Source organism: Streptomyces roseus, from assembly GCF_001044425.1.
GTDB lineage: Bacteria > Actinomycetota > Actinomycetes > Streptomycetales > Streptomycetaceae > Streptomyces > Streptomyces roseus.
This window is the reverse complement of sequence record NZ_LFML01000006.1, coordinates 1-24,276: the sequence shown is the minus strand read 5'-3', so window position 1 is coordinate 24,276 and position 24,276 is coordinate 1. Positions and strand designations below refer to the sequence as shown.

Sequence of the window (24,276 nt, the reverse complement as noted above, 5' to 3'; positions counted from 1 at the left end):
CACCATGGCTGCGGCCCGTGGGCTGCTGACCCTGGCGGCCGGGCAACCGGTCGACCGGATCCCGGCCCCGCACATCGAATACGCCCAGCTCGCGCCCACGCTGATCGTGGTGGGCGCGGCGGTCCTCGGAGTCCTCGTCGAGGCCTTCGTACCGCGCAAGTCCCGCTACTACGTCCAGGTGTTCCTCGCCGTCGCCGCGCTGGCCTCGGCCTTCGCGGCGGTCGTCGGCCTCGCCGCCGGCGGGTACGGCAGCGACAAGGCGCACATCGCGGCGATGGGCGCGGTGGCCGTGGACGGCCCGGCCCTGTTCCTCCAGGGGATCATCCTGCTGTCGGCGGTCGTCGCGGTCTTCACCTTCGCCGAGCGGCGCCTGGACCCGGCCGCCCACGGCAACCGGGTGGACTCGTTCGCCGCGCAGGCGGCGTCCGTCCCGGGCAGCGAGAGCGAGAAGGCCGCCGTCAAGGCGGGCTTCACCACCACCGAGGTCTTCCCGCTGGCCCTGTTCGCGGTCTCCGGCATGCTGGTCTTCCCCGCGGCCAACGACCTGCTGACGCTGTTCGTGGCCCTGGAGGTCTTCTCCCTCCCGCTGTACCTGCTCTGCGCCGTCGCCCGCCGCCAGCGGCTGATGTCGCAGGAGGCGGCGGTCAAGTACTTCCTGCTCGGCGCCTTCTCCTCGGCCTTCCTCCTCTTCGGCATCGCGCTGGTCTACGGGTACGCGGGCTCGGTCTCGTACGCGGCGATCGCCGACGTGGTCGACGGTACGGTCACCAAGATCGACCCGGCGCTCGCCGACACCATGGGCAACGACGCGCCGCTGCTGATCGGCGGGGCGCTGATCCTGATGGGCCTGCTCTTCAAGGTCGGCGCGGTCCCGTTCCACATGTGGACCCCGGACGTCTACCAGGGCGCCCCGACCCCGGTCACGGGCTTCATGGCGGCGGCGACCAAGGTGGCCGCGTTCGGTGCGCTGCTGCGCCTGCTGTACGTGGTCCTGCCGGGCCTGCGGTGGGACTGGCGGCCGGTGATGTGGGGCGTGGCGATCCTGACGATGCTGGCCGGTGCGGTGATCGCGGTGACCCAGACCGACGTGAAGCGGCTGCTGGCGTACTCGTCGATCGCGCACGCGGGCTTCATCCTGGCCGGTGTGATCGCGACCTCGGCGGAGGGCGTCAAGTCCGTCCTGTTCTACCTGGGCGCGTACTCCTTCGTGACGATCGGCGCGTTCGCGGTGGTCACGCTGGTGCGCGACGCGGGCGGCGAGGCGACGCACCTGTCCAAGTGGGCCGGTCTGGGCCGCCGTTCGCCGCTGACGGCGGCGGTGTTCGCGGTGTTCCTGCTGGCCTTCGCCGGCATCCCGCTGACCTCCGGCTTCGCCGGCAAGTTCGCCGTGTTCAAGGCGGCGGCGGAGGGCGGCGCCGGGGTGCTGGTCGTGGTCGGTGTGATCTCGTCCGCGATCGCCGCGTTCTTCTACATCCGGGTGATCGTCCTGATGTTCTTCAGCGAGCCGAAGGCCGACGGCCCGACGGTGGCCGTCCCCTCGCCGCTGACGATGACCACGATCGCGGTGGGTGTGGCGGTGACGCTGGTCCTGGGCGTGGCCCCGCAGTACTTCCTGGACCTGGCGGGCCAGGCGAGCACGTTCGTGCGGTAGCCCCGCCACTTCCACGACTGGGCCCGGCCCCCTCCGGGGGGCGGGCCCAGCGGCGTGTTCCGCTTGAACACGATCGGCGCTACGGCGAGCTCGATCAGGTGATGCGCGCCTATCTCGGGCAGCCCGCAGACGATACGAGCGAACAGCGCAGCCGTGCCCTGGACGCCTATCTGCGCCACACCTGGCACACCCGGCCTTGGGCCATCGCCGAGGCAGAGCGCCAACTGCGCGAGTACAGCCGAAATCCCCCGGGCCGCCTGCGGATCGGTCTCGGCGAGTTCTACGCCGTCCCCGACACCGGGATGCCGCAGTCCGCGGTCGGCGACTGGCTGCTCGTGCTCGCGGACCACCTCAAGCGGAGCATCGAGGAAGGCGTCGACGAGTTCCCCGGCCACGAGGCCGCCGTCGCGGACTACGCCGCCACCACCGACCCCCAGCTCACCGCCCGCCTCGTCGGCGAGCTCCACGAACTCCTCGCCCTTCCGCTGGACGAAGCCGACTACGCCCTGGCCGCAGCGGAACTCGGCATGGAGGTCGCCCCGCCCGAGCCGTTTTCGTACGGCGCGTGGTTCCAGTCGGTGGCGACGGGCCTGGCGCGCGGCTGATTCGACGAGCCGTCCGCCGCGCAGCAGGTCGAGCGCTTGGCGGACGGTGTTGCGGCCGGCTCCGTACTCGGCGGCGAGGACGTCCTCCAGCGGCAGGACCCCGCCCTGGTCCGGCCCAAGGGCCGGACCGGGCCGTGTCTAGCGGGATCCCACAATGCGGCCGGTGACCTCGCCGAGGCCGACGCGGGTGCCCTGGGGGCCCGGCGCCCATGCGGTGAGGGTGACGGTGTCCCCGTCCTCCAGGAAGGTGCGCTTGCCGTCGGAGAGCTCGATGGCGTCGCGGCCGTTCCACGTCAGTTCGAGCAGCGAGCCGCGCTGGCCGACCTCGGGTCCGCTGACCGTGCCCGAGCCGTAGACGTCGCCGGTGCGCAGGGAGGCGCCGTTGACGGTCATGTGCGCGAGCTGCTGGGCGGCGGTCCAGTACATCGTCGCGAACGGCGGCTGCGCGACCTCCTGCCCGTTGATGGAGACGGTGATGCGCAGGTCGAAGCCGCCGGGCCGGTCGGCTTCGGCGTCGTCGAGGTACGGCAGGAGGGGGAAGTCGCGGGCGGGCGGGGCGACCCGGGCCGCCTCCAGGGCCTCCAGCGGGGTGACCCAGGCGGAGACCGAGGTGGCGAAGGACTTGCCGAGGAAGGGGCCGAGCGGCACGTACTCCCAGGCCTGGATGTCGCGGGCCGACCAGTCGTTGAGCAGGAACAGCCCGAAGACGTGGTCCTCGAAGTCCGCCAGCGGCACCGGGCGGCCGTGCTCGGACGGGGTGCCGACGACGAAGCCGACCTCCGCCTCGATGTCGAGCTTGACGGACGGGCCGAAGACCGGCGCCGGGTCGGAGGGCGCCTTGCGCTGCCCGCAGGGCCGTACGACGTCCGTCCCCGAGACCACGACCGTGCCGGAGCGGCCGTGGTAACCGATCGGCAGGTGCTTCCAGTTGGGGGTCAGCGCCTCGCCGTCCGGGCGGAAGATGCGGCCCACGTTGGTGGCGTGGTGCTCGCTCGCGTAGAAGTCGACGTAGTCGGCGACCTCGTACGGCAGGTGCAGGGTGACGGCGTCGAGCGGGAAGAGGTGCGCCTCGACCGTCTCGCGGTGGCCCGGGTCGGTCACCCACGCGGTCAGCGCGCGGCGTACGTCGCGCCAGGCGGTGCGGCCGGCGGCGAGCAGCGGGTTGAGCGAGGACTGCCCGAGCAGCGCGGCGTACGGGGAACCGAGCGCCGCCGCGGCCGCACCCGCGTCGAGCACGTGTGCGCCGATGCGCACGCCGATACGACGGCGCTCGGGCTCGTCGCCGGCGGCCCCGGCGGCCCCGGCGGTCGAGAAGACGCCGTACGGGAGGTTGTGCGGCCCGAACGGGTCGCCCTCGGGGACATCGAGGGGGCTCTGCTGGGGCATGGGGTACTGCCTCGCTTTCGCTGCGGACCGGGGGTGTCCCGGGGGCTGGTTGATACGTTACGTGGCCAGTGGGGCCGGTGGGAGGCCGGATTCGGGCTCTATTTGTAGGACTTGTCCAAAGGGGTCCGTATCCTTGCGCCGTGACTTCCGCCCCGCTTTCGGCCTCCCCGTTCGCCTTGATCGCCACTGACCTGGACGGGACCCTGCTGCGCGCCGGAGACACCGTCTCCGCCCGCTCGTACGCGGCGCTCGCGACGGCGCGCGCCGCGGGCGCCCAGCACATCATCGTCACCGGACGCCCCGTTCCGCAGGTCCGTCACGTATTGGACGACCTCGGCTACGAGGGGCTCGCGGTGTGCGGGCAGGGCGCGCAGGTGTACGACACGGCGGACGCGCGCCTGTTGCACTCCGTCGCGCTGGACCGGGAGCTGGCCGAGGTGGCGCTCGGGAAGATCGAGGCGGAGATCGGCGAGGTCTACGCGGCGGTCAACCAGGAGGGGGTGGACGCCGAGATGCTGATAGGGCCGGGCTACCGCATGTGGCATCCGCACCTGCCGACGGTGCGGGTGCGCAGGCGGTGCGACCTGTGGGCCGCCCCGATCAACAAGGTGCTGCTCCAGCACCCGGAGCTGGACGACGACGAGCTGACGCGGGTCGCGCGCGCGGTGGTCGGGGACCTGGTCAACGTGACCATGGCCGGGGAGCACACGGTGGAGCTCCAGCCGCCGGGCGTCAGCAAGGCGAGCGGGCTCGCGCTGGCGGCCGAGGTGCTGGGCGTCGGCCCGTCGTCGACGATCGCCTTCGGCGACATGCCGAACGACATCCCGATGTTCGCGTGGGCGGCACACGGGGTGGCGATGGCCAACGCCCACCGCGAGCTGGTGGCGGTGGCCGACGAACTGACCCTCTCCAACGAACAGGACGGCATCGCGGTGGTCCTGGAGCGGCTCTACCCGGGCTGAGCGCCCGCCCCGCCGCTCGTTTCCGGCCCCGCAGGGCGCCCCCAGGCGCCCTCCCTCTCCCCCCCTCAGCCCGCCGCCCTCGGAAGGCGCCGCTCCCACGTCCGGTGGAACACCACTTCCTCCCCCGCCCGGCACACGACCTCGTTCGAGGTCAGGAACCCGCCCTCGTCACAGCGGACCTCCGACCGCGTCTCCACCCGGGCGTCCCAACCCGAATCCGGCCGGTGCAAGCGGATCCGCCACTGCGAGCGCGTCCGCGCCGACAAGGCGTCCGCCGAGTCGATCTCGTACACCTCCCGTGCCTCCTCCCCGTACTCCAGCCCGTCCGGAAACACCCGCGTGCCCCCGTACCGCGGGTCCACCTCCAGCCGCCACCGTCCCCGCGCCACGTCCCGTACGACCACCCGCTCCGGCCCCGGCTCGTCCAGCGTGGCCGGATACGACACCCCCAGCGGCTCGGCCTGCTCGGGCGGCTCGAAGCGGACCTCCGCGTCCGCGGCGGCCGCCGCCCCGGCCGCGGCCCGCACCGGCAGCACCACCGCACTCCCCGCCGGATCCACCGTCCACCCCGCCTCCGAGCCGGCTCGCGGCCAGATCCACGGCCAGTACGCCGAGGAGAGCGCGAGCCGGATCCGGTGCCCGGGGGCGAAGCGGTGCCCGATGCCGTTCAGCTCGAACACCACGTCCTCGTACGCGCCCACCGGCCACGGCACCGCCTTGTCCCGCCCCAGCCGCGCCGAGAGGTTCAGCGCGCCCCGCGTCACGAGCGTCGAGGACCCGTCGGGCGCCACGTCGCACAGCCGCGCCACCACCTGCCCGTACGGGACGTCCATCCGCAGCCGGGCCGTCACCTGCGCCCGCCCGAGGATCTCCACCGGCTCGCGCCCCACCGGGAACTCGAAGCAGGCCGACTTCGCGTCCTCCTCCCGCTGGTCCGGCGGCAGGTCCGCGTCGTTGCCGAACGGGAAGAACCGCCCCGCGTCCAGCCCCGTGTGCTGCGGCGAGGCCACGGCCACCGGCGCGCCCTGGAGCGCGTACGTGACCGGGGTGACGGAAGGGGAGGGCCACCCGGCGTCCGCGACCCACCTCCCCGGCAGCACCTCGTACGAGGTCGCCGGCGGATGGGAGTCCGAGATCCACGACCGCAGCAGCGGCTCGTCCATCACCCCGTTGTCCTCGCCCTTCAGCCAGTGGTCCCACCAGCGCAGGGTCTCCTGGAGGAAGCCGATCGCGGGACCGGGCGGCAGCCCGCGGTCCGGGTACTGGTGCGACCAGGGCCCGATCAGCCCGCGCACCCGGTCGTGCGGCAGGTGGGAGACCAGCCTCAGCACCGCGTCCCGGTAGGGGTCGTGCCAGCCGCCCACCGCCAGCACGGCCGCGCCGATCGCCCCGTAGTCCTCGCAGACGCTGCCGTGGCGCCAGTAGTCGTCCCGCGTCTGGTGGGCGAGCCAGGTGTGGATCAGGGGTTCGACGGCCTCCAGCCGCGCCAGCCACTGCTCGCGCCAGCCGTCCCCGGCGTACAGCGGGTCCGGCGGCCGCGCCGCGAAGGCCAGCATGGTCGCCGCCCACGCGTGCATGTCCACGGCCAGCACCGAGCCGCCCATGTAGTGGACGTCGTTGTCGTACCGGTCGTCCGTCGAGCAGACCGTTACGACGGCCTTCAGGGCCTCGGGGGCCAGCGCCGCGATCTGGAGGGAGTTGAACCCGCCCCATGAGATCCCGAACATCCCCACCGACCCCGTGCACCACGGCTGCTCCGCCAGCCACTCCACGACCTTGACCCCGTCGGCCAGTTCCCGCGGGTCGTACTCGTCGCCCGGGTTCCCTCCGCTGCAGCCGTGGCCCCGTACGTCCACCCGGACCGAGGCGTAGCCGTGGCCCGCGTACCAGGGGTGGCGCTGCCAGTCGCGCGGCGCGGTCCAGTCGGTCAGCCGGTACGGCAGGTACTCCAGCAGGGCCGGGACCGGCTCGTCGGTCACGGGCCGCCAGATCCGGGCGTACAGCTCCACGCCGTCGGGCATCGGGATCCGGACATCTTCGTGGGCCGTCCCGTACGGGAACTCGGTACGGATGATCATGCGGGAACCACCACCTGGGCTCTCAGTGGACGGGGTGCATCGTGCGGCGCAGCCACGGCGCCAGGGCGATCACGGCCAGCCCCGCCGCCACCGCGACCGCTCCGTTGACGCCGAAGTACGCGGGGGCGGACACCTGGCCGTAGACCTTGACCACCTGGGCCTGGATGCCGTTGGCCAGGGCGAGCGAGAGGAACCACAGCGCCATGGTCTGGCTCGCGAAGGCCTTCGGGGCGAGCTTGGTGGTGGCCGACATGCCGGAGGTCTCCAGCAGGACGTCGCCGAGGCCGAGCAGCAGGTACGAGCCGACGATCCACCAGGCGGCCATCTGGTACGCCTGGCCGCCGTGCCCCGAGGTCGGGACGACCATCAGCAGGAAGGACAGGCCGCCCAGGACCACCCCGATGGCGATCTTGTTCGAGGCGTGCGGCTGGCGGTGGCCCATCTTGGCCCACAGCGCGGCGACGACCGGGGCGAGCGCCACCTCGAACGCGCCGAGCGCGGAGGCGTACCAGCTCGCGGGGAAGTGGAAGCCGAGGATCTCGGTCCGGGCGTTCGTCGACGCGAGGAGCATCATCGTGGAGTACGCCTGGAAGAGGATGAAGTTGAAGGCGACGGAGGCGAGGAAGAGCACCACGTACGGGCGCAGCCGTCCGCGTTCCTCGCGCGTCACCCGCGGGCTGCGGAACATCACCGCGAAGCAGACGACCGGAGCGATCACCGAGACCAGGGTGAGCAGGTCGACGAAACGGCCCATCGTCAGCCACCCGACGGCGCCCAGAAGGGTGGCGAGGGCGCCCGCGGCGAGGAGTCCGGCGACGATCCGCCGGACGGCGCGGCGCATCGCGGCGGGGGCGAGGGCGTACTCGGCCGAGTGCTTTCGCCCGGCCAGGTGGCGGCGGCCCAGTACGTACTGGACCAGGCCCGCGGTCATGCCGACGGCGGCGGCGGAGAAGCCCCGGTGCCAGCCCTGGTGCTCGCCGAGCCAGCCGGTGATCAGGGGGCCGGCGAAGGCGCCGGTGTTGATGGCCATGTAGTACAGGGCGAAGCCGGCGTCGCGCCGGTCGTCGTCCGTCCGGTACAGCTTGCCGACCATGCTGGCCACGTTGGGCTTGAGCAGGCCGGTGCCCGCGCTGATCAGGCCGAGGCCCGTCCAGGTCATGGCGGCCGTCGGCACCGCCATGGCGTAGTGGCCGCAGGCGATCAGGACGCCGCCCCAGAGCACGGCCCGGTACGAACCGAGGATCCGGTCGGCGAGCCACCCGCCGGCCACGGAGACGAGGTAGACCATGGTCCCGTAGGCCGCCGAGACGGAGGCCGCGGTGCCCGGGTCCATGCCGAGGCCGCCGTTCGCCACCGTGTCCGCGAAGTAGAGGACGAGGATGGCCTGCATGCCGAGGAACGAGAAGCGCTCCCAGACCTCCAGTCCGGACAGCGTGGCGAGGCCCCGGGGATGGCCGAGGAACGCGTGGCCGTCGGAGGGCGGCGGCTGGTCCGCCTCCGGGTCGACCGGTTCCGCCGGGTCCTCCATTGCCGTGTCAGTTCTGGACAAAACGTATTCTCCGGTTGTTTCGGCTCCTCAAGAACATACCGGTGCGCAACGGGCAGTGCGCGGGTGGCGACATGACGGCCGCTCTCGGTGATCGAAAACAGACCGGATACGCTGGCTTGAGTGATGGCAGCGACACATCGACAATCCAGGTGATCGTCAGCGTGATCGTCAGCAGACAGGAGTACCCCTCGTGACCGTCGTCGGGCCGTTCGGACTGAGCGTGCGGGACCAGGCTCTTGAGACCGATGTCCAGGCCGGACTGGCCGCCGTCGAGGCGGGTCTGCTGGAGGCCACCAAGAGCGAAGTCCCCTTCATCACCGAGGCCGCACAGCACCTGGTCAAGGCCGGCGGCAAGCGGTTCCGGCCGCTGCTGGTGATGCTCGCCTCCCGATTCGGCGATCCCTACGCGCCCGGCATCGTGCCCTCCGCGGTGGTCGTGGAGCTCACCCACCTGGCGACGCTCTACCACGACGACGTCATGGACGAGGCGGACGTGCGCCGCGGGGTGGCCAGCGCCAACGCCCGCTGGGGCAACTCGGTGGCCGTCCTGACGGGTGACTTCCTCTTCGCCCGCGCCTCGCACATCCTGGCCGACCTCGGACCCGAGGCCGTCCGCATCCAGGCCGAGGCCTTCGAGCGGCTGGTCACCGGTCAGATCCTGGAAACGGCCGGCCCGCGCGACGGCCGCGACCCCGTCGCGCACTACCTCGACGTCATCGCCGGCAAGACCGGCTCGCTGATCGCGGTCTCCGGCCGCTTCGGCGCGCTGATGTCGGGGGCCGACGAGTCGGTCGTCGACATCCTGACCCAGTACGGCGAGCGCCTCGGCACCGCCTTCCAGCTCGCCGACGACGTCCTGGACATCGCCTCCGACTCGCACGAGTCCGGCAAGACCCCGGGCACCGACCTGCGCGAGGGCATCCCGACGCTGCCCGTACTGCGGCTTCGCGAGATGGCGGCCCGGGGCGGCGACCCCGCCGACCTGGAGCTCGTGGGCCTCCTGGACGGGGACCTGAGCGACGACGCCCGCCACGCGGAGGTGCTGGCCCGGCTGCGGGTGCACCCCGCGCTGGAGCAGGCCCGCCGCGACACGATCCGCTACGCGCAGGACGCGCGGGCCACGCTGGCGCCGCTGCCGGAGTGCTTCGCGAAGTCGGCGCTCGAAGAGCTCTGCGACGCGGTGGTGCACCGGGCCGGCTAGCCGACCGCCCGAAGGACGCAACCGGTGTGCCCGGATACGTCCGGGCAGGACAGCCCGCGGGGCGAAGGGCCCGGCGTCCCCTACGGGTAGGGGACGCCGGGCCCTCCTCGTGTCATCCCTGGGGCGTACGCCGAGTTGGCCCCGGGGAGTGACGCCCCGACCCCCTCCCCTTTGGTCAGATGGAGACACACCAGAACGGGTGACACGGAGGTAGGGGCAGACATGGCAACGAACGCAAAGACCCGCAAGGCCGCCCGGTACGCAGTACCGGTAGCGGTGGCGGGTGTGGCCGCCGCGACCGTGGCGATGGTCCCGGCCTTCGCGAACTCCGGCGGTCCGGACCTGCCGAAGGTGACCGCGCAGCAGCTGATCGAGAAGATCGCCGCCTCCGACGTGCAGCAGCTGTCGGGCAGCGCGAAGATCAGCACCGACCTGGGCCTGCCGAAGCTGGCGAGCGGCTTCCTCGGCGGCTCGGGCGTCTCGGGCGGCTCGGCCAACCCCGAGGACAAGATCGCGCAGCTGGCGAACGGCTCGCACACCCTGCGCGTCGCGGCCGACGGCCCGGACCGCCAGAAGCTCACGTTCGTGGACGGCAAGGACGAGTACAGCCTGATCCACAACGGCGCCGACGTGTGGGGCTACGACAGCAAGGCCAACGAGGTCTGGCACGAGAAGAACCCCGGGGCGGCGGCGGGCAAGGACGAGAAGAAGACGGCCCACCGGCTGGGCGGCGCCTCGCCCCAGCAGCTGGCCCAGGAGGTGCTGAAGGCCGCCGGCCCGACCACGGACGTCAGCGTGGGCGAGACCGCGCAGGTGGCCGGCCGGGACTCGTACCAGCTCGTCCTGAAGCCGAAGCAGGGCGGAACCACGGTCGGCTCGGTCAAGATCGCGGTGGATGCCAAGAACGGCGTGCCGCTGCGGGTCCAGCTGCTCGCGGCCGAGGGCGGCAAGCCGATCGTCGACGCCGGGTTCACCAAGGTGGACTTCGCCAAGCCCTCCGCCGACACCTTCGCGTTCACCGCGCCCAAGGGCGCCAAGGTGACCGAGGGCGCCACCGAGGCGGGCAAGGACGGCCACGGCAAGGAGTTCAAGGGCCTGGACTCCTTCCCCGGCCTGGACGCCCTGACCGGCGGCATGGGCGGCAAGGGCGGCGAGACGAAAATGCTCGGCGAGGGCTGGGCGACCATCGCCCGCATCGACACGGGCGCCGGCAAGGGCCTCCAGGACCTGGAGAAGTCCGCGAACGACAAGGACGCCCCGAAGCAGGCCAAGCAGTTCCTCGACTCCCTCGGCGGCAAGGTCAACGGCACGTTCGGCGAGGGCCGGGTCTTCAAGACCCGCCTGGTCAACGCGCTGATCACGGACGACGGCAAGGTCTACGTCGGCGCGGTCACCAAGGACGCGCTGGTGCAGGCGGCCGACGCCGCCAAGTAGTGCCGCACGCCCGGCAGAGCTGTCCGAAGGGTGGGCGGGGACTGTGTCCCCGCCCACCCTTCGGCCGTTGTGGCCCTGTGTACAGCGCGCCCGCTGTACGGTGAAAAGCATGTCGAGACACGTCACCATCCGCCTGGACGAAGAGTTCCACGAGCGCCTCAAAGCGCGCGCGGCGGCACTGGGGACGACGGTCACCGCGCTGATCACCGAGGTAACGGAACGCGAACTCGACGAGGACAGGAAGAACTTCCTGTCCGGCATCGAGGAGTTCGCCGACCACTGGGGCTACTTCCAGGAGCGGTTCGGCAATTGAAGATCACCATGGAGTGGGCCTGGACCGCCCTGGCCCACCATCTCCCGTCGGATCCCGCCGTGTGGGATCCCTCCGGGGTGGCCGCCGCGGTCGCCCGGCACCAGAACGACCTCGTCCTGGTGCCCGAACAGCCCGCCCCGGACACCGCGTGGCGGGCCGCCGCGTTTCTGCACACCCTCGCGGTGTGCCCGGCCCTGGAATCGCCGATGAACGAGTTCTACGCGGCCGCCGCCACGCGCTCGTACCTGCGCGTGGCGGGAGCCAAACAGCTGCCCTCGCCCGAGGAGCTCGGCGACCTGGTGGAGGCGGCGAAGCGGGGCCGCGCCGACATCGGGACGGTCGCCGAGGAGCTCCGGGCCCTCATACAGGAGCCGCAGACGGCCTCGTCCTAGCCGCCTCCCCGGCTCAGAAGGTGATCTTCCAGCTGTTGATGTAGCCGGTGTCCTGCGCCGCGCCGTCCTTCACCCGGAGGTTCCAGACCCCGTTGGCCACCTCGCTCGACGCGTTGACCGTGTACGTCTGGACGAGGTTGTCGGCGCTGCCGCCGCTGCGGTTGTGCAGGTTGTAGACGGTGCCGTCGGGGGCGACCAGGTCGACCACCAGGTCACCGCGGTAGGTGTGGACGATGTTCACGTCGACCTTGGTGGTGGCCGGGGCGTTGCCCGTGACGCCGGAGACGGTGATCGGCGAGCTCACCGCGGCGCCGGGGGAGTCGGGGATGTTCACGTCCGCCGTGTTCTCGAAGGACTTGCCCGGCGGGACGGGGGTGGCCGCCCCAAGGTTCCAGATCGCGTACGCGATGGCGTCGGAGTTGCGGTCCAGGGCGGTGTCGTTGATGTTCGCCGAGGTGTCGCAGGAGGCGTGGTAGCAGCGGTCGAAGGCCTGACCGGAGGTGCCGCCCCACTTCTGCGCCTGCGCCGCCGTCTTCGTGTAGTCGGCGCCGGAGAACAGGCCGCCGACCGGGATGCCGGCGCTCTTGAACGGGGCGTGGTCGGAGCGGCCGTCGCCCTCGGTCTCGATCTCCGTCGGGATGCCGACGCCCGCGTAGTAGTCCTTGAAGGTCTGCTCGATGGTCGGGTCGTCGTCGTAGACGAAGTAGCCCGGGTTCGGCGAGCCGATCATGTCGAAGTTCAGGTAGCCGGAGATCTTCGACTTCTCGGCGGCCGGCAGGTTGTTCACGTAGTACTTCGAGCCGACCATGCCGAGCTCCTCCGCGCCCCACCAGCCGAACCGCAGGTGCTTGGTGGGCTGGAGCTGGGCGCGCGAGACGGCCAGCGCCGTCTCCAGGATGGCGGCGGAACCCGATCCGTTGTCGTTGATGCCGGGGCCGGCGGTCACGGAGTCCAGGTGCGAGCCGGACATCAGCACCGAGTTCGGGTCGCCGCCCGGCCAGTCGGCGATCAGGTTGTAGCCGGTCGCGCCGCTGCTGGTGAAGGTCTGCAGGGTCGTGGTGAACCCGGCCGCGTCCAGCTTGGCCTTCACGTAGTCGACCGAGGCCTTGTAGCCGGCCCGGCCGTGGGCCCGGTTGCCGCCGTTGGCGGTGGCTATGGACTGGAACTGCGCCAGGTGCGCCTTGACGTTGGCGACCGGGATGTCGGGCGGGGTCGGCGCCGCGGTCGCCGCCGTGGGGGCGGCGAATGCGGCGGGGGCGGCGGAGGCGAACAGGCCGGCGACCGCGATCGCGGTCACGGCGGCGAGACGCCGGGAGACGGACAGGCTCATGTGGGGGACTCCGGGATTCCGTTGGGGATTGAACGGAACGTGCGGGGTGGCGCAATTGAGCGATCGTGCGTCAGTGCGAGCCTGATGCTCGGTGGAAGGGTGACGGCCCGTCAAGACCGCGATTCGGTCAGGGTGGTTCGGAAAACGGACGATCCCCGCCACGGGGGTTCCGTGGCGGGGATCGTGGGGGTGTCGGGGACGCGGTACGGGGCTACGTCGCGGGCTCGGACGCGGGCTCGGCCGCCGTGGCCGCCGTCGGCGCGGGCACCGGCGCGCCCGCCGTGGCCGGCACCGGCGCGGCGGCGGTGCGGGCCGCCTCCAGCCGGGCCCGCGTCCTGTGCGCGGTGCGCAGGGCGTCCCAGGTCAGCAGCGCCAGCGCGACCCAGACCAGGGAGAACCCGGCCCAGCGCTCCGGCGGCATCGCCTCGTGGAAGTACACGACACCGAGCGCGAACTGGAACACCGGGGCCAGGTACTGGAGCAGGCCGAGCGTGGACAGCGGCACCCGGATCGCGGCCGCCCCGAAGCAGACCAGCGGGATCGCGGTGACCAGCCCGGTCGCGGCGAGCAGCGATGCGTGCCCGGGGCCCTCCGTGGCGAAGCTGGACCTGCCCTGCGCGCCCAGCCACAGCAGGTAGCCGAGGGCGGGCAGGAACAGCAGCGCGGTCTCGGCGGCGAGCGACTCGACCCCGCCCATGTCGAGCTTCTTCTTGATCAGCCCGTAGGTGGCGAAGGAGAACGCGAGCACGAGCGAGATCCACGGCGGCCGTCCGTACCCGATGGCGAGCACCAGCACGGCGGCCACGCCGATGCCCACCGCGGCCCACTGCGCCCGGCGCAGCCGCTCGCCGAGGAGCAGCACGCCGATCGCGATGGTGACGAGCGGGTTGATGAAGTAGCCGAGGCTGGCCTCGACGACGGCGCCGTTGTTGACGGCCCAGATGTACAGGCCCCAGTTCACGGAGATCACCGACGCGGCCAGGGCGGTCAGGGCCAGCTTGCGGGGCGTGCGGAGCAGGTCCCGTATCCAGGACCAGCGGCGCAGGGCCAGCAGCAGGACGCCGACCACGCCCAGCGACCACACCATGCGGTGGGCGAGGATCTCGATGGCCCCGGACGGCTTGAGCAGCGGCCAGAACAGGGGGACCAGCCCCCACATCCCGTAGGCGCCGAATCCGTAGAGCAAACCCGTGCGCTGCTCGTTCTCCGCCTTCACGGGGCCCTCCAGTCGTGATTCGGCCAACCTCACGAAGGTAGCGCCGGGCGGAGCGGATGTCATGCCCGTACACGGGAGATACTCATGACACCTCCGCGGCCTTGCGTGGCCGCGGCGGGACGGACCCGGCCGCGGCCGGCCCCGCTCAGGCCAGCGCGGAGGCGATCGCGTGGGCCACCGGGGTCGTCGGGCGGCCGATCAGGCGGGACAGGTCCCCGCCGGTGTGGGCCAGCCGGCCGCGGGAGATCGCCGCGTCCACGTCGACGAGGATCGCCGCGAAGCCCTCGGGCAGGCCGGCGCCGGTCAGGATCGACAGGTGCGTCTCGGCCGGGACCTCGCTGTACGCGACCTCCTTGCCGCTCTGCGCCGCGACCTCGGCCGCGTACTCCGCCAGGCTCCACGCGGAGTCGCCGGAGAGCTCGTACACCTGGTTCAGGTGCCCCTCGCCCGTCAGTACGGCCGCTGCCGCGGCGGCGTAGTCCGCACGGGCCGCCGAGGCGATCCGGCCCTCGCCCGCGCTGCCCACGACCGCGCCGTGCTCCAGGACGGTGCCCAGCTGGGCGGTGTAGTTCTCGTGGTACCAGCCGTTGCGCAGGAACGTGTAGGGCAGGCCGGAGTCGAGGACGGCCTGCTCGGTGACCTTGTGCTCTGCGGCCAGGTCGAAGTCGGCCTCGGGGCCGCCGAGGATCCCGGTGTAGGCGAGCTGGGCGACGCCGGCGGTCCGCGCGGCCGCGATCACGGCGAGGTGCTGGGGCACCCGGCGGCCGACCTCGTTGCCGGAGATCAGCAGGACGCGGTCGCCGGAGCGGAAGGCGCCGGCCAGGGTCTCGGGGGCGTCGTAGTCGGCGATGCGCACCGCGACCCCGCGCTCGGCCAGGTCGGCGGCCTTCTCCTTGCTGCGGACGACGACGGCCACCTGCTCGGCGGGGACCTTCTTCAGCAGCTCCTCGACGACGAGGCGGCCGAGGGCTCCGGTGGCTCCGGTGACGACGATGCTCATGGTGCGCTCCTTGCGTGGGCCACGTCTGGCGTGGGCCATGTCCGGCTTCGGGATATGCCACCACCCTAGGGAGAGCGCTAACCTTTCGTAAGTACCCACTTCAAAGTAAGGTACTGGTATGGAAGTAAGTGAGCAGCCGACCGTGCCGGCCGTGAACGTGAAGGCCCCGATGTGCCCCTCACGCGGCGTCCTGGAGCACGTCACCAGCCGGTGGGGGGTCCTGGTGCTGGCCGCGCTCGTCGAGCGCTCGTACCGATTCAGCGAACTGCGCCGGGAGGTGGGCGGCGTCAGCGAGAAGATGCTGGCCCAGACCCTCCAGACGCTGGAGCGCGACGGATTCCTGCTGCGGGACGCCAAGCCCGTGATCCCGCCGCGCGTCGACTACTCGCTGACCGCGCTCGGGCGCGAGGCCGCCGAGCAGGTGTACGCCCTCGCCCGCTGGACCGAGCGGCGCACCGCCGACGTCCAGGCGGCCCGGGCCGCGTACGACGAGGCCCGGAGCTCCTGAGGGGCTCCGGGCCGGCCGGCCTGCGGGGTGGGGATCAGCCGACGACCGTCCAGGTGTCGCTGCCGGCGAGGAGGGTGCTGAGATCGCCCTTGCCCTTGGCGTCGACGGCCTGGTCGAGCTGCTCGGCCATCAGCGTGTCGTAGACCGGCCGCTCCACGCTGCGGAAGACCCCGATGGGCGTCTGGTGCAGGGTGTGCGGGTCGGCGAGGCGGGAGAGGGCGAAGGCGGTGGTCGGGCCGGCGCCGTGCGCGTCGTGGACGAGGATCCGGGACTCGTTCTCGGGGGTCACGTCCACGACCTCCAGCTCCCCGGTGCCGTGGTCGCGTACGACGCCCTTGTGGCCGTCGGTGCCGAAGCGGATCGGCTGCCCGTGCTCCAGGCGGATCACCGCCTCCTGGGCCTGCGCGTTGTCCTTCAGGACCTCGAAGGCGCCGTCGTTGAAGATGTTGCAGTTCTGGTAGATCTCCACGAGCGCTGTGCCCTGGTGGTCGGCGGCGGCGCGCAGGACCTCGGTGAGGTGCTTGCGGTCGGAGTCGACGGTCCGGGCGACGAAGGTGGCCTCGGCGCCGAGCGCCAGTGAGACGGGGTTGAAGGGCGCGTCGAGCGAGCCCATGGGGGTGGATTTGGTGATCTTGCCGACCTCGCTGGTCGGCGAGTACTGGCCCTTGGTCAGCCCGTAGATCCGGTTGTTGAACAGCAGGATCTTCAGGTTGACGTTGCGGCGCAGTGCGTGGATCAGGTGGTTCCCGCCGATGGAGAGCGCGTCGCCGTCGCCGGTGACCACCCACACCGACAGGTCGCGGCGGGAGGTGGCCAGGCCCGTGGCGATGGCCGGGGCACGGCCGTGGGTCGAGTGCATCCCGTACGTGTTCATGTAGTACGGGAAACGCGAGGAGCAGCCGATCCCGGAGACGAAGACGATGTTCTCCTTCGCGAGTCCCAGCTCCGGCATGAAGCCCTGTACGGCTGCCAGTACCGCGTAGTCACCGCACCCGGGACACCAGCGGACCTCCTGGTCCGACTTGAAGTCCTTCATCGACTGCTTCGCCTCGGCCTTCGGCACGAGGGAGAGCAGATGGGGGGCGTCGGTCACCTCAGTCATTGATGGCCTCCTCGAGAACCTTCGCGAGCTGCTCGGCCTTGAACGGCATTCCGTTGACCTGGGTGTACGACTGGGCGTCGACCAGGTACTTCGCCCGGATCAGGGTGGCGAGCTGCCCGAGGTTCATCTCCGGCACCACTACCTTGTCGTAACGCTTCAGGACCTCCCCGAGATTCCTCGGGAACGGGTTGAGATGGCGCAGGTGGGCCTGGGCGACGGGGGTGGCGGCGGCCCGCAGGCGGCGGACGGCGGCGGTGATGGGGCCGTAGGTGGAGCCCCAGCCCAGGACGAGTGTCCGGGCCCCGTCCGGATCGTCGACGTCCAGGTCGGGGACGCGGATGCCGTCGATCTTGGCCTGGCGGGTGCGGACCATGAAGTCGTGGTTGGCCGGGTCGTACGAGATGTTGCCGGTGCCGTCCTGCTTCTCGATGCCGCCGATGCGGTGTTCGAGCCCGGGCGTGCCCGGGACGGCCCACGGGCGGGCCAGGGTCTGCGGGTCCCGCTTGAACGGCCAGAACACCTCGGTGCCGTCCGCGAGCCGCTGGTTCGGCCCGGAGGCGAACTGGACCTTCAGATCGGGAAGGTCGGCGACGTCCGGGATCCGCCAGGGCTCGGAGCCGTTGGCGAGGTACCCGTCGGAGAGGAGGAACACCGGGGTCCGGTACGTCAGCGCGATCCGCGCGGCGTCGATGGCGGCGTCGAAGCAGTCGGCCGGCGTCCGCGGGGCAACGATCGGGACCGGGGCCTCGCCGTTGCGCCCGTACATGGCCTGGAGCAGGTCCGCCTGCTCCGTCTTGGTCGGCAGCCCCGTCGACGGGCCGCCCCGCTGGATGTCCACGATCAGCAGCGGCAGCTCCAGGGAGACCGCCAGGCCGATCGTCTCGGACTTCAGGGCCACGCCGGGGCCGGAGGTGGTGGTCACGCCGAGGGCGCCGCCGAAGGCCGCGCCGAGCGCCGCGCCGATGCCGGCGATCTCGTCCTCGGCCTGGAAGGTCCGTACGCCGAAGTTCTTGTGCTTGCTGAGCTCGTGCAGGATGTCCGAGGCCGGGGTGATCGGGTAGGAGCCCAGGTAGAGCGGCAGATCGGCCTGCCGGCTCGCCGTGATCAGGCCGTACGAGAGGGCCAGGTTCCCGGAGATGTTGCGGTAGGTGCCCGTTGGGAAGGCGCGGGTCGCCGGGGCGACCTCGTACGAGACCGCGAAGTCCTCGGTCGTCTCGCCGAAGTTCCAGCCGGCGCGGAACGCGGCCACGTTCGCCTCGGCGATGTCGGGCTTCTTCGCGAACTTCTGCCGCAGGAAGTTCTCCGTGCCCTCGGTGGGCCGGTGGTACATCCAGCTCAGCAGCCCCAGCGCGAACATGTTCTTGCTGCGCTCGGCCTCCTTGCGGGAGAGCCCGAAGTCCTTCAGCGCCTCCACGGTCAGCGTGGTCAGGGGCACCGGGTGGATGTTGTAGGCGCCCAGCGAGCCGTCTTCCAGGGGCGAGGTCTCGTAGCCCACTTTCGCCATCGGGCGCTTGGTGAATTCATCGGTGTTGATGATGATCTCGGCGCCGCGCGGGACGTCCGCGATGTTCGCCTTCAGCGCCGCCGGATTCATCGCGACCAGGACGTTCGGGGCGTCGCCCGGCGTCAGGATGTCGTGATCGGCGAAATGCAGCTGGAACGACGACACGCCCGGCAGGGTGCCGGCGGGGGCGCGGATCTCGGCCGGGAAGTTCGGCAGGGTGGAGAGGTCGTTCCCGAAGGAGGCCGTCTCGGAGGTGAAGCGGTCACCGGTGAGCTGCATGCCGTCGCCCGAGTCACCCGCGAAGCGGATGATCACCCGGTCCAGACGGCGTACTTCCTTGCCCCCCGGAGCCCGGGGGGTCCGCTGTTCGCCGACTACGGCACCTTCGGCCCCGTCGGCCTGCTCGGCTGGACTACTGACCTGGCTGGTCACTGAACTGGACCTCCTTCGAGGCGTGGCGTTCCCGTTCCCAAGGTCAACCCTACGTCGGCAGGGGCGGCCATCCCTGGGGGACGCTCGTATTCTGGACCGTCGTCCGCGGCGGTCTGTCGAGAGAATCCCGTGGGATGACGCGGGTCCACGGGATTCCGAGAGATTCCGAGATTTCGTGCCGTGCAGAAATGGTGCGAGCCCCGTGCGGCCGGGCGAGGGAACGCCTCACCTGACAGGGTGTCAGTTGATCAAGGTTTTGATCAATGCCCCGGTCTTCCGGTCAAGAGCGCAGATAGGTGAGAACGGCCAGAACGCGCCGGTGGTCGCCGTCGCTGGGCGACAGCCCGAGCTTCATGAAGATGTTGCTGACGTGCTTCTCCACCGCCCCGTCGCTGACCACGAGCTGCTTGGCCACGGCCGAATTGGTCCGCCCCTCGGCCATCAGGCCCAGCACCTCGCGCTCGCGCGGGGTCAGCCCCGCCAGCACGTCCTGCTTCCTGCTGCGGCCGAGCAGCTGCGCGACCACCTCCGGGTCCAGGGCGGTCCCGCCCCGGGCCACGCGCACGACGGCGTCCAGGAACTCGCGCACGTCGGCCACCCGGTCCTTGAGGAGATACCCCACCCCGGTACTGGAACCGGCCAGCAGTTCGGTGGCGTACTGCTCCTCCACGTACTGCGACAGCACGAGCACGCCTATCCCGGGATGTTCGCGCCGCAGCCGCACGGCCGCCCGTACCCCCTCGTCGGTGTGGGTCGGCGGCATCCGTACGTCGGCCACCACCACATCCGGCAGCGCATCCTCGGCGGCCAGCTCCGCCACCGTCTTGATCAGGGCTTCCGCGTCCCCGACGCCGGCCACGACGTCATGCCCCCGGTCGGTCAGCAACCGGGTCAGGCCCTCGCGCAGCAGCACTGAATCCTCGGCGATGACCACCCGCACCCTGTCTTCCACGTCCAGCAGCTCCCGAGTCCACGTCGTCCGATGTACCTGACGGGCCAAGCATCCCAGCCCGGGGGCCGAATGGAGGCGGGTGGGGATCATCGGATGAGGCGTACGCGGGAGCCGCCGGCGGGCCCACCGGGGACGGAGGGGGGCGGACCGCCGAAACCGGACCGCCGGAACCGGACTACCGGGAGCGCCAGGGCAGCTCGGCGGTCACGGTGGTGCCGTCACCGGCCGGGGAATCCACGACCAGCACCCCGTCCACCGCGTCCAGCCGCTCGGTGAGACCGGCCAGCCCGGTGCCGGAGCCGTCGCCGCGCGCACCGCCGCGGCCGTCGTCCACGACCTGGATCAGCAGCCGGTCCCCGGACTTCCACACGTCCACGCTCGCCGTCCGGGCCCCGGAGTGCTTGCTGATGTTCTGGAGCAGCTCCGAGACGGTGAAGTACGCGATCCCCTCGATCGCGGCCGCGGGCCGGTCCGGCAGATCCGCGGACACCCGTACCGGCACCGCGCAGCGGGAGGCCACCGAGGACAGTGCCGCGTCCAGACCGCGGTCGGTCAGTACCGCCGGATGGATCCCGCGGGCGAGGTCGCGCAGCTCCTGGAGGGCGACCTTCACCTCTCCGTGCGCCTCGTCCACCATGCGGGCGGCCGCTTGCGGGTCCTCGGCCAGCTTCTCCTTCGCCAGTCCGAGGTCCATGGCCAAGGCCACCAGGCGGGCCTGCGCCCCGTCGTGCAGGTCGCGCTCGATGCGGCGCAGGTCGGCGGCGGCGGTGTCGATGACGACCCCGCGGTCCGACTCCAGCTCGGTGACGCGGTCGTCGAGGCGCGAGGGGCCGAGCAGTCCGGCGATGAGGACGCGGTCCACGGTGGTCAGGGCCCGCACCACCCAGGGCGTGGCCAGGGTGAAGGCCAGTCCGACCAGGCAGGCGAGGGCGATCTCGGCGGGGGAGTCGAGGTAGAAGGTGTGGTCGTCGTTCTGGAAGAGCTGGAGCCCGGGCATGTCCGTGTAGGCCGGGAAGACCCAGAACCAGACGGGGTACAGGAGGAACGCCCACCCGTACGTCCAGAACACCAGTGCCAGGGTGAAGGCGAAGACGGCCCAGGGGAGGTGGATCACGGAGTACAGGACGTGCCGCCAGGCACTGCCGCTCTTGAGCAGGGCCCCCATGGCGGCCAGCGCGCCCCGCTTGCGCGCCCGGACGGGCGCCGGCTCCGCGATGTCGACGCCGAGCATGACCCGCGCCCGGCCCCGCTCGACCCGGCCGAACCCCCGGCACATGGCGAGCACCCCGGCGAGCACCGGGACCCCGAGGAAGGTGACCAGCAGCCCGGCGCCGAGACTGACGCCGGTGACCGCGAGCGAGAAGTAGAAGACGCTCAGCGGCAGCCCGAGCAGGAGATACCCGAACTCCCGCCAGGTCCGCCCCTCCACGGGGGCCCGCAACGCTCGCCCGAAACCCATATCCCGGCCCGCCCTTCCCGTATCTCCCATGACAACCCCACCCTCGCGCCCGGCCCCCCGCGAAACCATCGGGCGGGTAGGCGTCCCCATGGTGGGGATAACCCCACCACCTTCCGATCCAGCCCGCCTGGACCGCTGCTCCGTCCCTTGCGGGATCCCCGTTCCGGACGGGACCCCCGTTCCGGACGGGGATCCCGATCCACGGCGGAGCCGACGGCTCAGTGCTCAGCGCGCCCGCGCCACGGCAGCTCCGCCGTCACCACCGTCCCCCGGCCCTCGGGGGAGTCGACCGCGAACACCCCGTCCACGGCCCGCAGCCGCTCCGCCAGCCCCGCGAGTCCCGACCCGGCCCCCACAGCGGCCCCGCCCCGACCGTCGTCCGAGACCCGGATCAGCAGCCGGGCCGCAGCGGGAGGGGACCCGGCGCTCCGCCGGACCTCCACGCTCGCCGTCCGCGCCCCCGCGTGCTTGCTCACGTTCTGCAGCAGCTCCGAGACGGTGAAGTACGCGATCCCCTCGATCGCGGCCGCGGGCCGCTCCGCCAGATCCACCGCCACCTTCACCGGCACCACGCATCGGGAGGCCACCGCCGACAGCGCGGCGTCCAACCCCCGGTCCGTCAGCACCGCCGGATGGATCCCCCGCGCCAGATCCCGCAGTTCCTGCAGGGCCAGCTTCACTTCCCCGTGCGCCTCGTCGACCATCACGGCCGCCGCGTCCGGATCCTCCAGCAGCTTCTCCTTCGCCAGGCCCAGCCCCATCGCCAGCGCCACCAGCCGCGCCTGCGCCCCGTCGTGCAGGTCCCGCTCGATGCGCCGCAGGTCGGCGGCGGCCGTGTCCACCACCACCCCCCGGTCGGACTCCAGCTCCGCGATCCGCCGCTCCAGCTCGTCCGAGGGCGACAGCAGCCCCCGCACCATCAGCCGGTCCACGTTCGACAGCCACCGCACCACGTACGGCAGCACCGGCCACAGCACCAGCAGCCCCACCAGCGCCACCATGAACGTCAGGAGCCCCCACGGCAGCCGGACCAGCGCGTACAGCACGGAGCGCCAGCCCACCGGGTCCTTCACGCCCGCCCACAGCCAGGGGAAGAACCCGCCGGCCCGCCCCGGCCCCGGCAGCGGGGACGGCTCCTCCACCCGTACGCCCAGGAGCACGCGCGCCCGCGCCCGCTCCAGCCGTCCCAACAGGCGGGAGCCGAACAGACCGACCGCGAGCAGCGGAAGGCCGATCGCGGTCACGGACAGTCCGCCCGCGGTCGCCACCATGGTCACCGTGTAGACGAAACCGACGAGCGCGAGCGGCAGATTGCCCAGCAGATGGACGGTCTCTTTCCATGCCACGGCCCCCAGAGCGGGGCGTACGGGCGGCGGCCGGTCACGATCGGGACCGGGGTGGGAGGCTTGTATGGGCGCGGTCATGCGGCCCAGCGTGCCAAATCCCGGTCCGCCGCTGCCATGGGGCAGCCGGGCCGCTGTAAACGGGGGATAACCCCACCCTGTGCGGACCAGGCCCTAGACTCCCGTCCGTACCAGATCATCGACAGTGGCCAAGGAGCGAGGAACGGACGTGCCCGACCCGACGGTATCGACCGTAACCGTGCTCGCAGCGGACTATTTCCGGAGTTATTCGGTCGTCGGCCTGCTGGCCGTCCTCGGTGTGCTCTTCGTGGCCGTCGCGTTCGGCGCGGGCCGCCTGCTGAGACCGGTCGTCCCGACCCCCGAGAAGCTGCTGACGTACGAGTGCGGCGTGGACCCCGTCGGCGAGGGCTGGGCGCACACCCAGGTCCGCTACTACGTGTACGCGTTCCTCTACGTCATCTTCGCCGTCGACTCGATCTTCCTCTTCCCGTGGGCGACGGTGTTCGCGGGCACCGGCTACGGCGCCACCACGCTCGTGGAGATGTTCGTCTTCCTGGGCTTCCTGGCCGTCGGCCTGCTCTACGCGTACAAGAAGGGCGTCCTCGAATGGACGTGACACCGGCCGCGACGCCGGCCGAGCCCCAGCTGCTCCCGGAGCCCAAGCGCCTGGGAGTCCTCTCCCGCCTCGCGCCCGAGCCCATGAAGGTGGTCCTGAACTGGGGCCGCCGCTACAGCCTGTGGGTCTTCAACTTCGGCCTCGCCTGCTGCGCGATCGAGTTCATCGCCGCGTCGATGGCCCGGCACGACTTCATCCGCCTCGGCGTCATCCCGTTCGCGCCGGGCCCGCGCCAGGCCGACCTGATGATCGTCTCCGGCACGGTGACGGACAAGATGGCCCCGGCCGTGAAGCGGCTGTACGAGCAGATGCCGGAGCCGAAGTACGTCATCTCCTTCGGCGCCTGCTCCAACTGCGGCGGCCCCTACTGGGACTCGTACTCGGTCACGAAGGGCGTCGACCAGATCATCCCGGTCGACGTCTACGTCCCCGGCTGCCCGCCGCGCCCGGAGGCGCTGCTCCAAGGCATCCTCAAGCTCCAGGAGAAGATCGCCAGGGAGTCGCTGGCGGACCGCTACGCGACCGGGCCGACGACCGCCCAGCTCACCAGCGGTCTGATCACCCCGCCGCCCGCCCCGGGGGCCGGCGCGTGAACCTCTACGACTCCCTCCCCGACGCGGTGGCGACGGTCTTCGGCGCGGAGGCGCTGGCCGATCTCTCCTACGACGTGCTGACGGTGGACGTGCCGCCCGGGAGCTGGGTCCCCTCGCTGGAGATCGCCCGGGACAAGCTCGGCTGCACGTACTTCGACTGGCTGAGCGCGGTGGACGAGCCGGGGACGGGCTTCCGCGTCTGCGCGCACGTCGTCTCCCTGGAGAACCACCGCGTACGCCGCCTGCTGCTCCGTACGACGGTCCCGCACTCGGCGCCCTCCCTGCCCTCCGCGGTCGCGATCTACGCGGGCGCGGAATGGCACGAGCGCGAGACGCACGAGATGTTCGGCGTGGTCTTCACGGACCACCCGCACCTGGTCCCCCTCCTCCTCCCGGAGAACTTCGAGGGCCACCCGCTGCGGAAGGACTTCGTCCTGGCCGCGCGCGTCGCGAAGGCGTGGCCCGGGGCCAAGGAGCCGGGCGAGGCCCACGACCCCAATGCCCCCAAGCGCCGCCAGATGCTGCCGCCCGGCGTGCCGGACCCCAACGACTGGGGTCCCCTGAAGGGCCAGCTCCCGCCGGCCCCGGCCCGCCCCGCCCGGGGCGCCCGCGCGGCGGCCGCGGGTACC

General features: G+C 71.7%; 22 protein-coding genes and 1 pseudogene. 11 read left to right on the top strand and 12 right to left on the bottom strand.

Translation table 11 applies throughout. The annotated features are described in order from the left end of the window. The first annotated feature begins 4 nt into the window (after positions 1-4). A complete protein-coding gene (gene nuoN, locus ACS04_RS00760) occupies positions 5-1,651 on the top strand; it encodes an NADH-quinone oxidoreductase subunit NuoN (protein WP_209441583.1) in 1,647 nt (548 codons plus the stop codon). A gap of 101 nt (positions 1,652-1,752) precedes the next feature. Further along, positions 1,753-2,256, top strand: a complete 504-nt coding sequence (locus tag ACS04_RS00755) for a contact-dependent growth inhibition system immunity protein (protein ID WP_048474476.1) — start codon at positions 1,753-1,755, stop codon at positions 2,254-2,256. Here ACS04_RS00755 and ACS04_RS35940 read toward each other — a convergent pair. Further along, positions 2,257-2,361: pseudogene (locus ACS04_RS35940) on the bottom strand (GntR family transcriptional regulator); the annotation flags it as partial. It abuts the gene before it with no gap. A gap of 33 nt (positions 2,362-2,394) precedes the next feature. Beyond that, positions 2,395-3,642 (bottom strand): fumarylacetoacetase, encoded by a 1,248-nt coding sequence (gene fahA / locus ACS04_RS00750; protein WP_048474475.1) that lies wholly within the window; start codon positions 3,640-3,642, stop codon positions 2,395-2,397. Positions 3,643-3,782: 140 nt separating this feature from the next. On the opposite strand from fahA, the gene ACS04_RS00745 reads away from it, so the two are divergent. Further along, complete coding sequence (locus tag ACS04_RS00745; protein ID WP_048474474.1) at positions 3,783-4,604, top strand: HAD family hydrolase; 822 nt, start codon at positions 3,783-3,785, stop codon at positions 4,602-4,604. Between the two features lie 65 nt (positions 4,605-4,669). On the opposite strand, the gene ACS04_RS00740 is transcribed toward ACS04_RS00745, so the two are convergent. Beyond that, on the bottom strand, positions 4,670-6,682 hold the full coding sequence (locus tag ACS04_RS00740; protein ID WP_048474473.1) for a CocE/NonD family hydrolase: 2,013 nt from the start codon (positions 6,680-6,682) through the stop codon (positions 4,670-4,672). A gap of 22 nt (positions 6,683-6,704) precedes the next feature. Next, a complete protein-coding gene (locus ACS04_RS00735) occupies positions 6,705-8,210 on the bottom strand; it encodes a peptide MFS transporter (RefSeq protein ID WP_048474472.1) in 1,506 nt (501 codons plus the stop codon). A gap of 211 nt (positions 8,211-8,421) precedes the next feature. Here ACS04_RS00735 and ACS04_RS00730 point away from each other — a divergent pair, with 211 nt between their 5' ends. The 4 genes from ACS04_RS00730 (at position 8,422) to ACS04_RS00715 (ending at position 11,571) form a co-directional block, all read left to right on the top strand. Further along, a complete protein-coding gene (locus tag ACS04_RS00730) occupies positions 8,422-9,432 on the top strand; it encodes a polyprenyl synthetase family protein (RefSeq protein ID WP_048474471.1) in 1,011 nt (336 codons plus the stop codon). 222 nt (positions 9,433-9,654) lie between these two features. After that, positions 9,655-10,866 (top strand): LolA family protein, encoded by a 1,212-nt coding sequence (locus tag ACS04_RS00725; protein WP_048474470.1) that lies wholly within the window; start codon positions 9,655-9,657, stop codon positions 10,864-10,866. A 109-nt stretch (positions 10,867-10,975) separates the two neighbouring features. Continuing rightward, positions 10,976-11,179 (top strand): ribbon-helix-helix domain-containing protein, encoded by a 204-nt coding sequence (locus tag ACS04_RS00720; protein ID WP_225884906.1) that lies wholly within the window; start codon positions 10,976-10,978, stop codon positions 11,177-11,179. Then, entirely contained in the window at positions 11,176-11,571 is a 396-nt protein-coding gene (locus ACS04_RS00715) for a hypothetical protein (RefSeq protein WP_245236228.1), read from the top strand. Before ACS04_RS00720 ends, ACS04_RS00715 begins: the two co-directional genes overlap by 4 nt. A gap of 13 nt (positions 11,572-11,584) precedes the next feature. Here ACS04_RS00715 and ACS04_RS00710 read toward each other — a convergent pair whose 3' ends face one another. The 3 genes from ACS04_RS00710 to ACS04_RS00700 form a co-directional block, all read right to left on the bottom strand. Beyond that, positions 11,585-12,901 carry a M28 family metallopeptidase gene (locus ACS04_RS00710; RefSeq protein ID WP_048474468.1) on the bottom strand — a complete coding sequence of 439 codons (1,317 nt, stop codon included), beginning with the start codon at positions 12,899-12,901 and terminating at the stop codon, positions 11,585-11,587. A gap of 211 nt (positions 12,902-13,112) precedes the next feature. Continuing rightward, positions 13,113-14,117: an EamA family transporter RarD gene (rarD, locus tag ACS04_RS00705; protein WP_048474467.1), complete on the bottom strand. Its 1,005-nt coding sequence runs from the start codon at positions 14,115-14,117 to the stop codon at positions 13,113-13,115. A gap of 145 nt (positions 14,118-14,262) precedes the next feature. Continuing rightward, entirely contained in the window at positions 14,263-15,117 is an 855-nt protein-coding gene (locus tag ACS04_RS00700) for an SDR family oxidoreductase (RefSeq protein ID WP_048474466.1), read from the bottom strand. A gap of 118 nt (positions 15,118-15,235) precedes the next feature. Here ACS04_RS00700 and ACS04_RS00695 point away from each other — a divergent pair, with 118 nt between their 5' ends. Next, on the top strand, positions 15,236-15,625 hold the full coding sequence (locus ACS04_RS00695; RefSeq protein WP_048474465.1) for a winged helix-turn-helix transcriptional regulator: 390 nt from the start codon (positions 15,236-15,238) through the stop codon (positions 15,623-15,625). A gap of 34 nt (positions 15,626-15,659) precedes the next feature. Here ACS04_RS00695 and ACS04_RS00690 read toward each other — a convergent pair whose 3' ends face one another. From ACS04_RS00690 to ACS04_RS00670, 5 genes are all read right to left on the bottom strand, one after another. Then, a complete protein-coding gene (locus ACS04_RS00690; protein WP_048474464.1) occupies positions 15,660-16,727 on the bottom strand; it encodes a 2-oxoacid:ferredoxin oxidoreductase subunit beta in 1,068 nt (355 codons plus the stop codon). After that, entirely contained in the window at positions 16,720-18,663 is a 1,944-nt protein-coding gene (locus tag ACS04_RS00685; RefSeq protein ID WP_048474463.1) for a 2-oxoacid:acceptor oxidoreductase subunit alpha, read from the bottom strand. The genes ACS04_RS00690 and ACS04_RS00685 overlap by 8 nt, the downstream gene beginning before the upstream one ends. A 280-nt stretch (positions 18,664-18,943) precedes the next feature. Next, positions 18,944-19,603, bottom strand: a complete 660-nt coding sequence (locus ACS04_RS00680) for a response regulator transcription factor (protein ID WP_030161942.1) — start codon at positions 19,601-19,603, stop codon at positions 18,944-18,946. A gap of 187 nt (positions 19,604-19,790) precedes the next feature. Continuing rightward, positions 19,791-21,104, bottom strand: a complete 1,314-nt coding sequence (locus ACS04_RS00675; RefSeq protein WP_048474462.1) for a sensor histidine kinase — start codon at positions 21,102-21,104, stop codon at positions 19,791-19,793. Between the two features lie 188 nt (positions 21,105-21,292). Beyond that, positions 21,293-22,498: a sensor histidine kinase gene (locus tag ACS04_RS00670; protein WP_048474461.1), complete on the bottom strand. Its 1,206-nt coding sequence runs from the start codon at positions 22,496-22,498 to the stop codon at positions 21,293-21,295. Positions 22,499-22,646: 148 nt separating this feature from the next. Here ACS04_RS00670 and ACS04_RS00665 point away from each other — a divergent pair, with 148 nt between their 5' ends. From ACS04_RS00665 to ACS04_RS00655, 3 genes are all read left to right on the top strand, one after another. Then, complete coding sequence (locus ACS04_RS00665) at positions 22,647-23,054, top strand: NADH-quinone oxidoreductase subunit A (RefSeq protein ID WP_048474460.1); 408 nt, start codon at positions 22,647-22,649, stop codon at positions 23,052-23,054. Next, on the top strand, positions 23,045-23,647 hold the full coding sequence (locus ACS04_RS00660; RefSeq protein ID WP_048474459.1) for an NADH-quinone oxidoreductase subunit B: 603 nt from the start codon (positions 23,045-23,047) through the stop codon (positions 23,645-23,647). Before ACS04_RS00665 ends, ACS04_RS00660 begins: the two co-directional genes overlap by 10 nt. Then, on the top strand, positions 23,644-24,276 hold a 633-nt coding region (locus ACS04_RS00655), incomplete at its 3' end, for an NADH-quinone oxidoreductase subunit C (RefSeq protein ID WP_048474458.1). The genes ACS04_RS00660 and ACS04_RS00655, both read left to right, overlap by 4 nt.

Excerpts from the sequence above, each read along its gene's own strand:
- nuoN (WP_209441583.1), top strand. The coding sequence starts at position 5 with ATGGCTGCGGCCCGTGGGCTGCTGACCCTGGCGGCCGGGCAACCGGTC.
- ACS04_RS00755 (WP_048474476.1), top strand. The coding sequence starts at position 1,753 with ATGCGCGCCTATCTCGGGCAGCCCGCAGACGATACGAGCGAACAGCGC.
- fahA (WP_048474475.1), bottom strand. The coding sequence starts at position 3,642 with ATGCCCCAGCAGAGCCCCCTCGATGTCCCCGAGGGCGACCCGTTCGGG.
- ACS04_RS00740 (WP_048474473.1), bottom strand. The coding sequence starts at position 6,682 with ATGATCATCCGTACCGAGTTCCCGTACGGGACGGCCCACGAAGATGTC.
- ACS04_RS00735 (WP_048474472.1), bottom strand. The coding sequence starts at position 8,210 with ATGGAGGACCCGGCGGAACCGGTCGACCCGGAGGCGGACCAGCCGCCG.
- ACS04_RS00725 (WP_048474470.1), top strand. The coding sequence starts at position 9,655 with ATGGCAACGAACGCAAAGACCCGCAAGGCCGCCCGGTACGCAGTACCG.
- ACS04_RS00720 (WP_225884906.1), top strand. The coding sequence starts at position 10,976 with ATGTCGAGACACGTCACCATCCGCCTGGACGAAGAGTTCCACGAGCGC.
- ACS04_RS00710 (WP_048474468.1), bottom strand. The coding sequence starts at position 12,901 with ATGAGCCTGTCCGTCTCCCGGCGTCTCGCCGCCGTGACCGCGATCGCG.
- ACS04_RS00700 (WP_048474466.1), bottom strand. The coding sequence starts at position 15,117 with ATGAGCATCGTCGTCACCGGAGCCACCGGAGCCCTCGGCCGCCTCGTC.
- ACS04_RS00695 (WP_048474465.1), top strand. The coding sequence starts at position 15,236 with ATGGAAGTAAGTGAGCAGCCGACCGTGCCGGCCGTGAACGTGAAGGCC.
- ACS04_RS00690 (WP_048474464.1), bottom strand. The coding sequence starts at position 16,727 with ATGACTGAGGTGACCGACGCCCCCCATCTGCTCTCCCTCGTGCCGAAG.
- ACS04_RS00675 (WP_048474462.1), bottom strand. The coding sequence starts at position 21,104 with ATGGGAGATACGGGAAGGGCGGGCCGGGATATGGGTTTCGGGCGAGCG.
- ACS04_RS00670 (WP_048474461.1), bottom strand. The coding sequence starts at position 22,498 with ATGACCGCGCCCATACAAGCCTCCCACCCCGGTCCCGATCGTGACCGG.
- ACS04_RS00660 (WP_048474459.1), top strand. The coding sequence starts at position 23,045 with ATGGACGTGACACCGGCCGCGACGCCGGCCGAGCCCCAGCTGCTCCCG.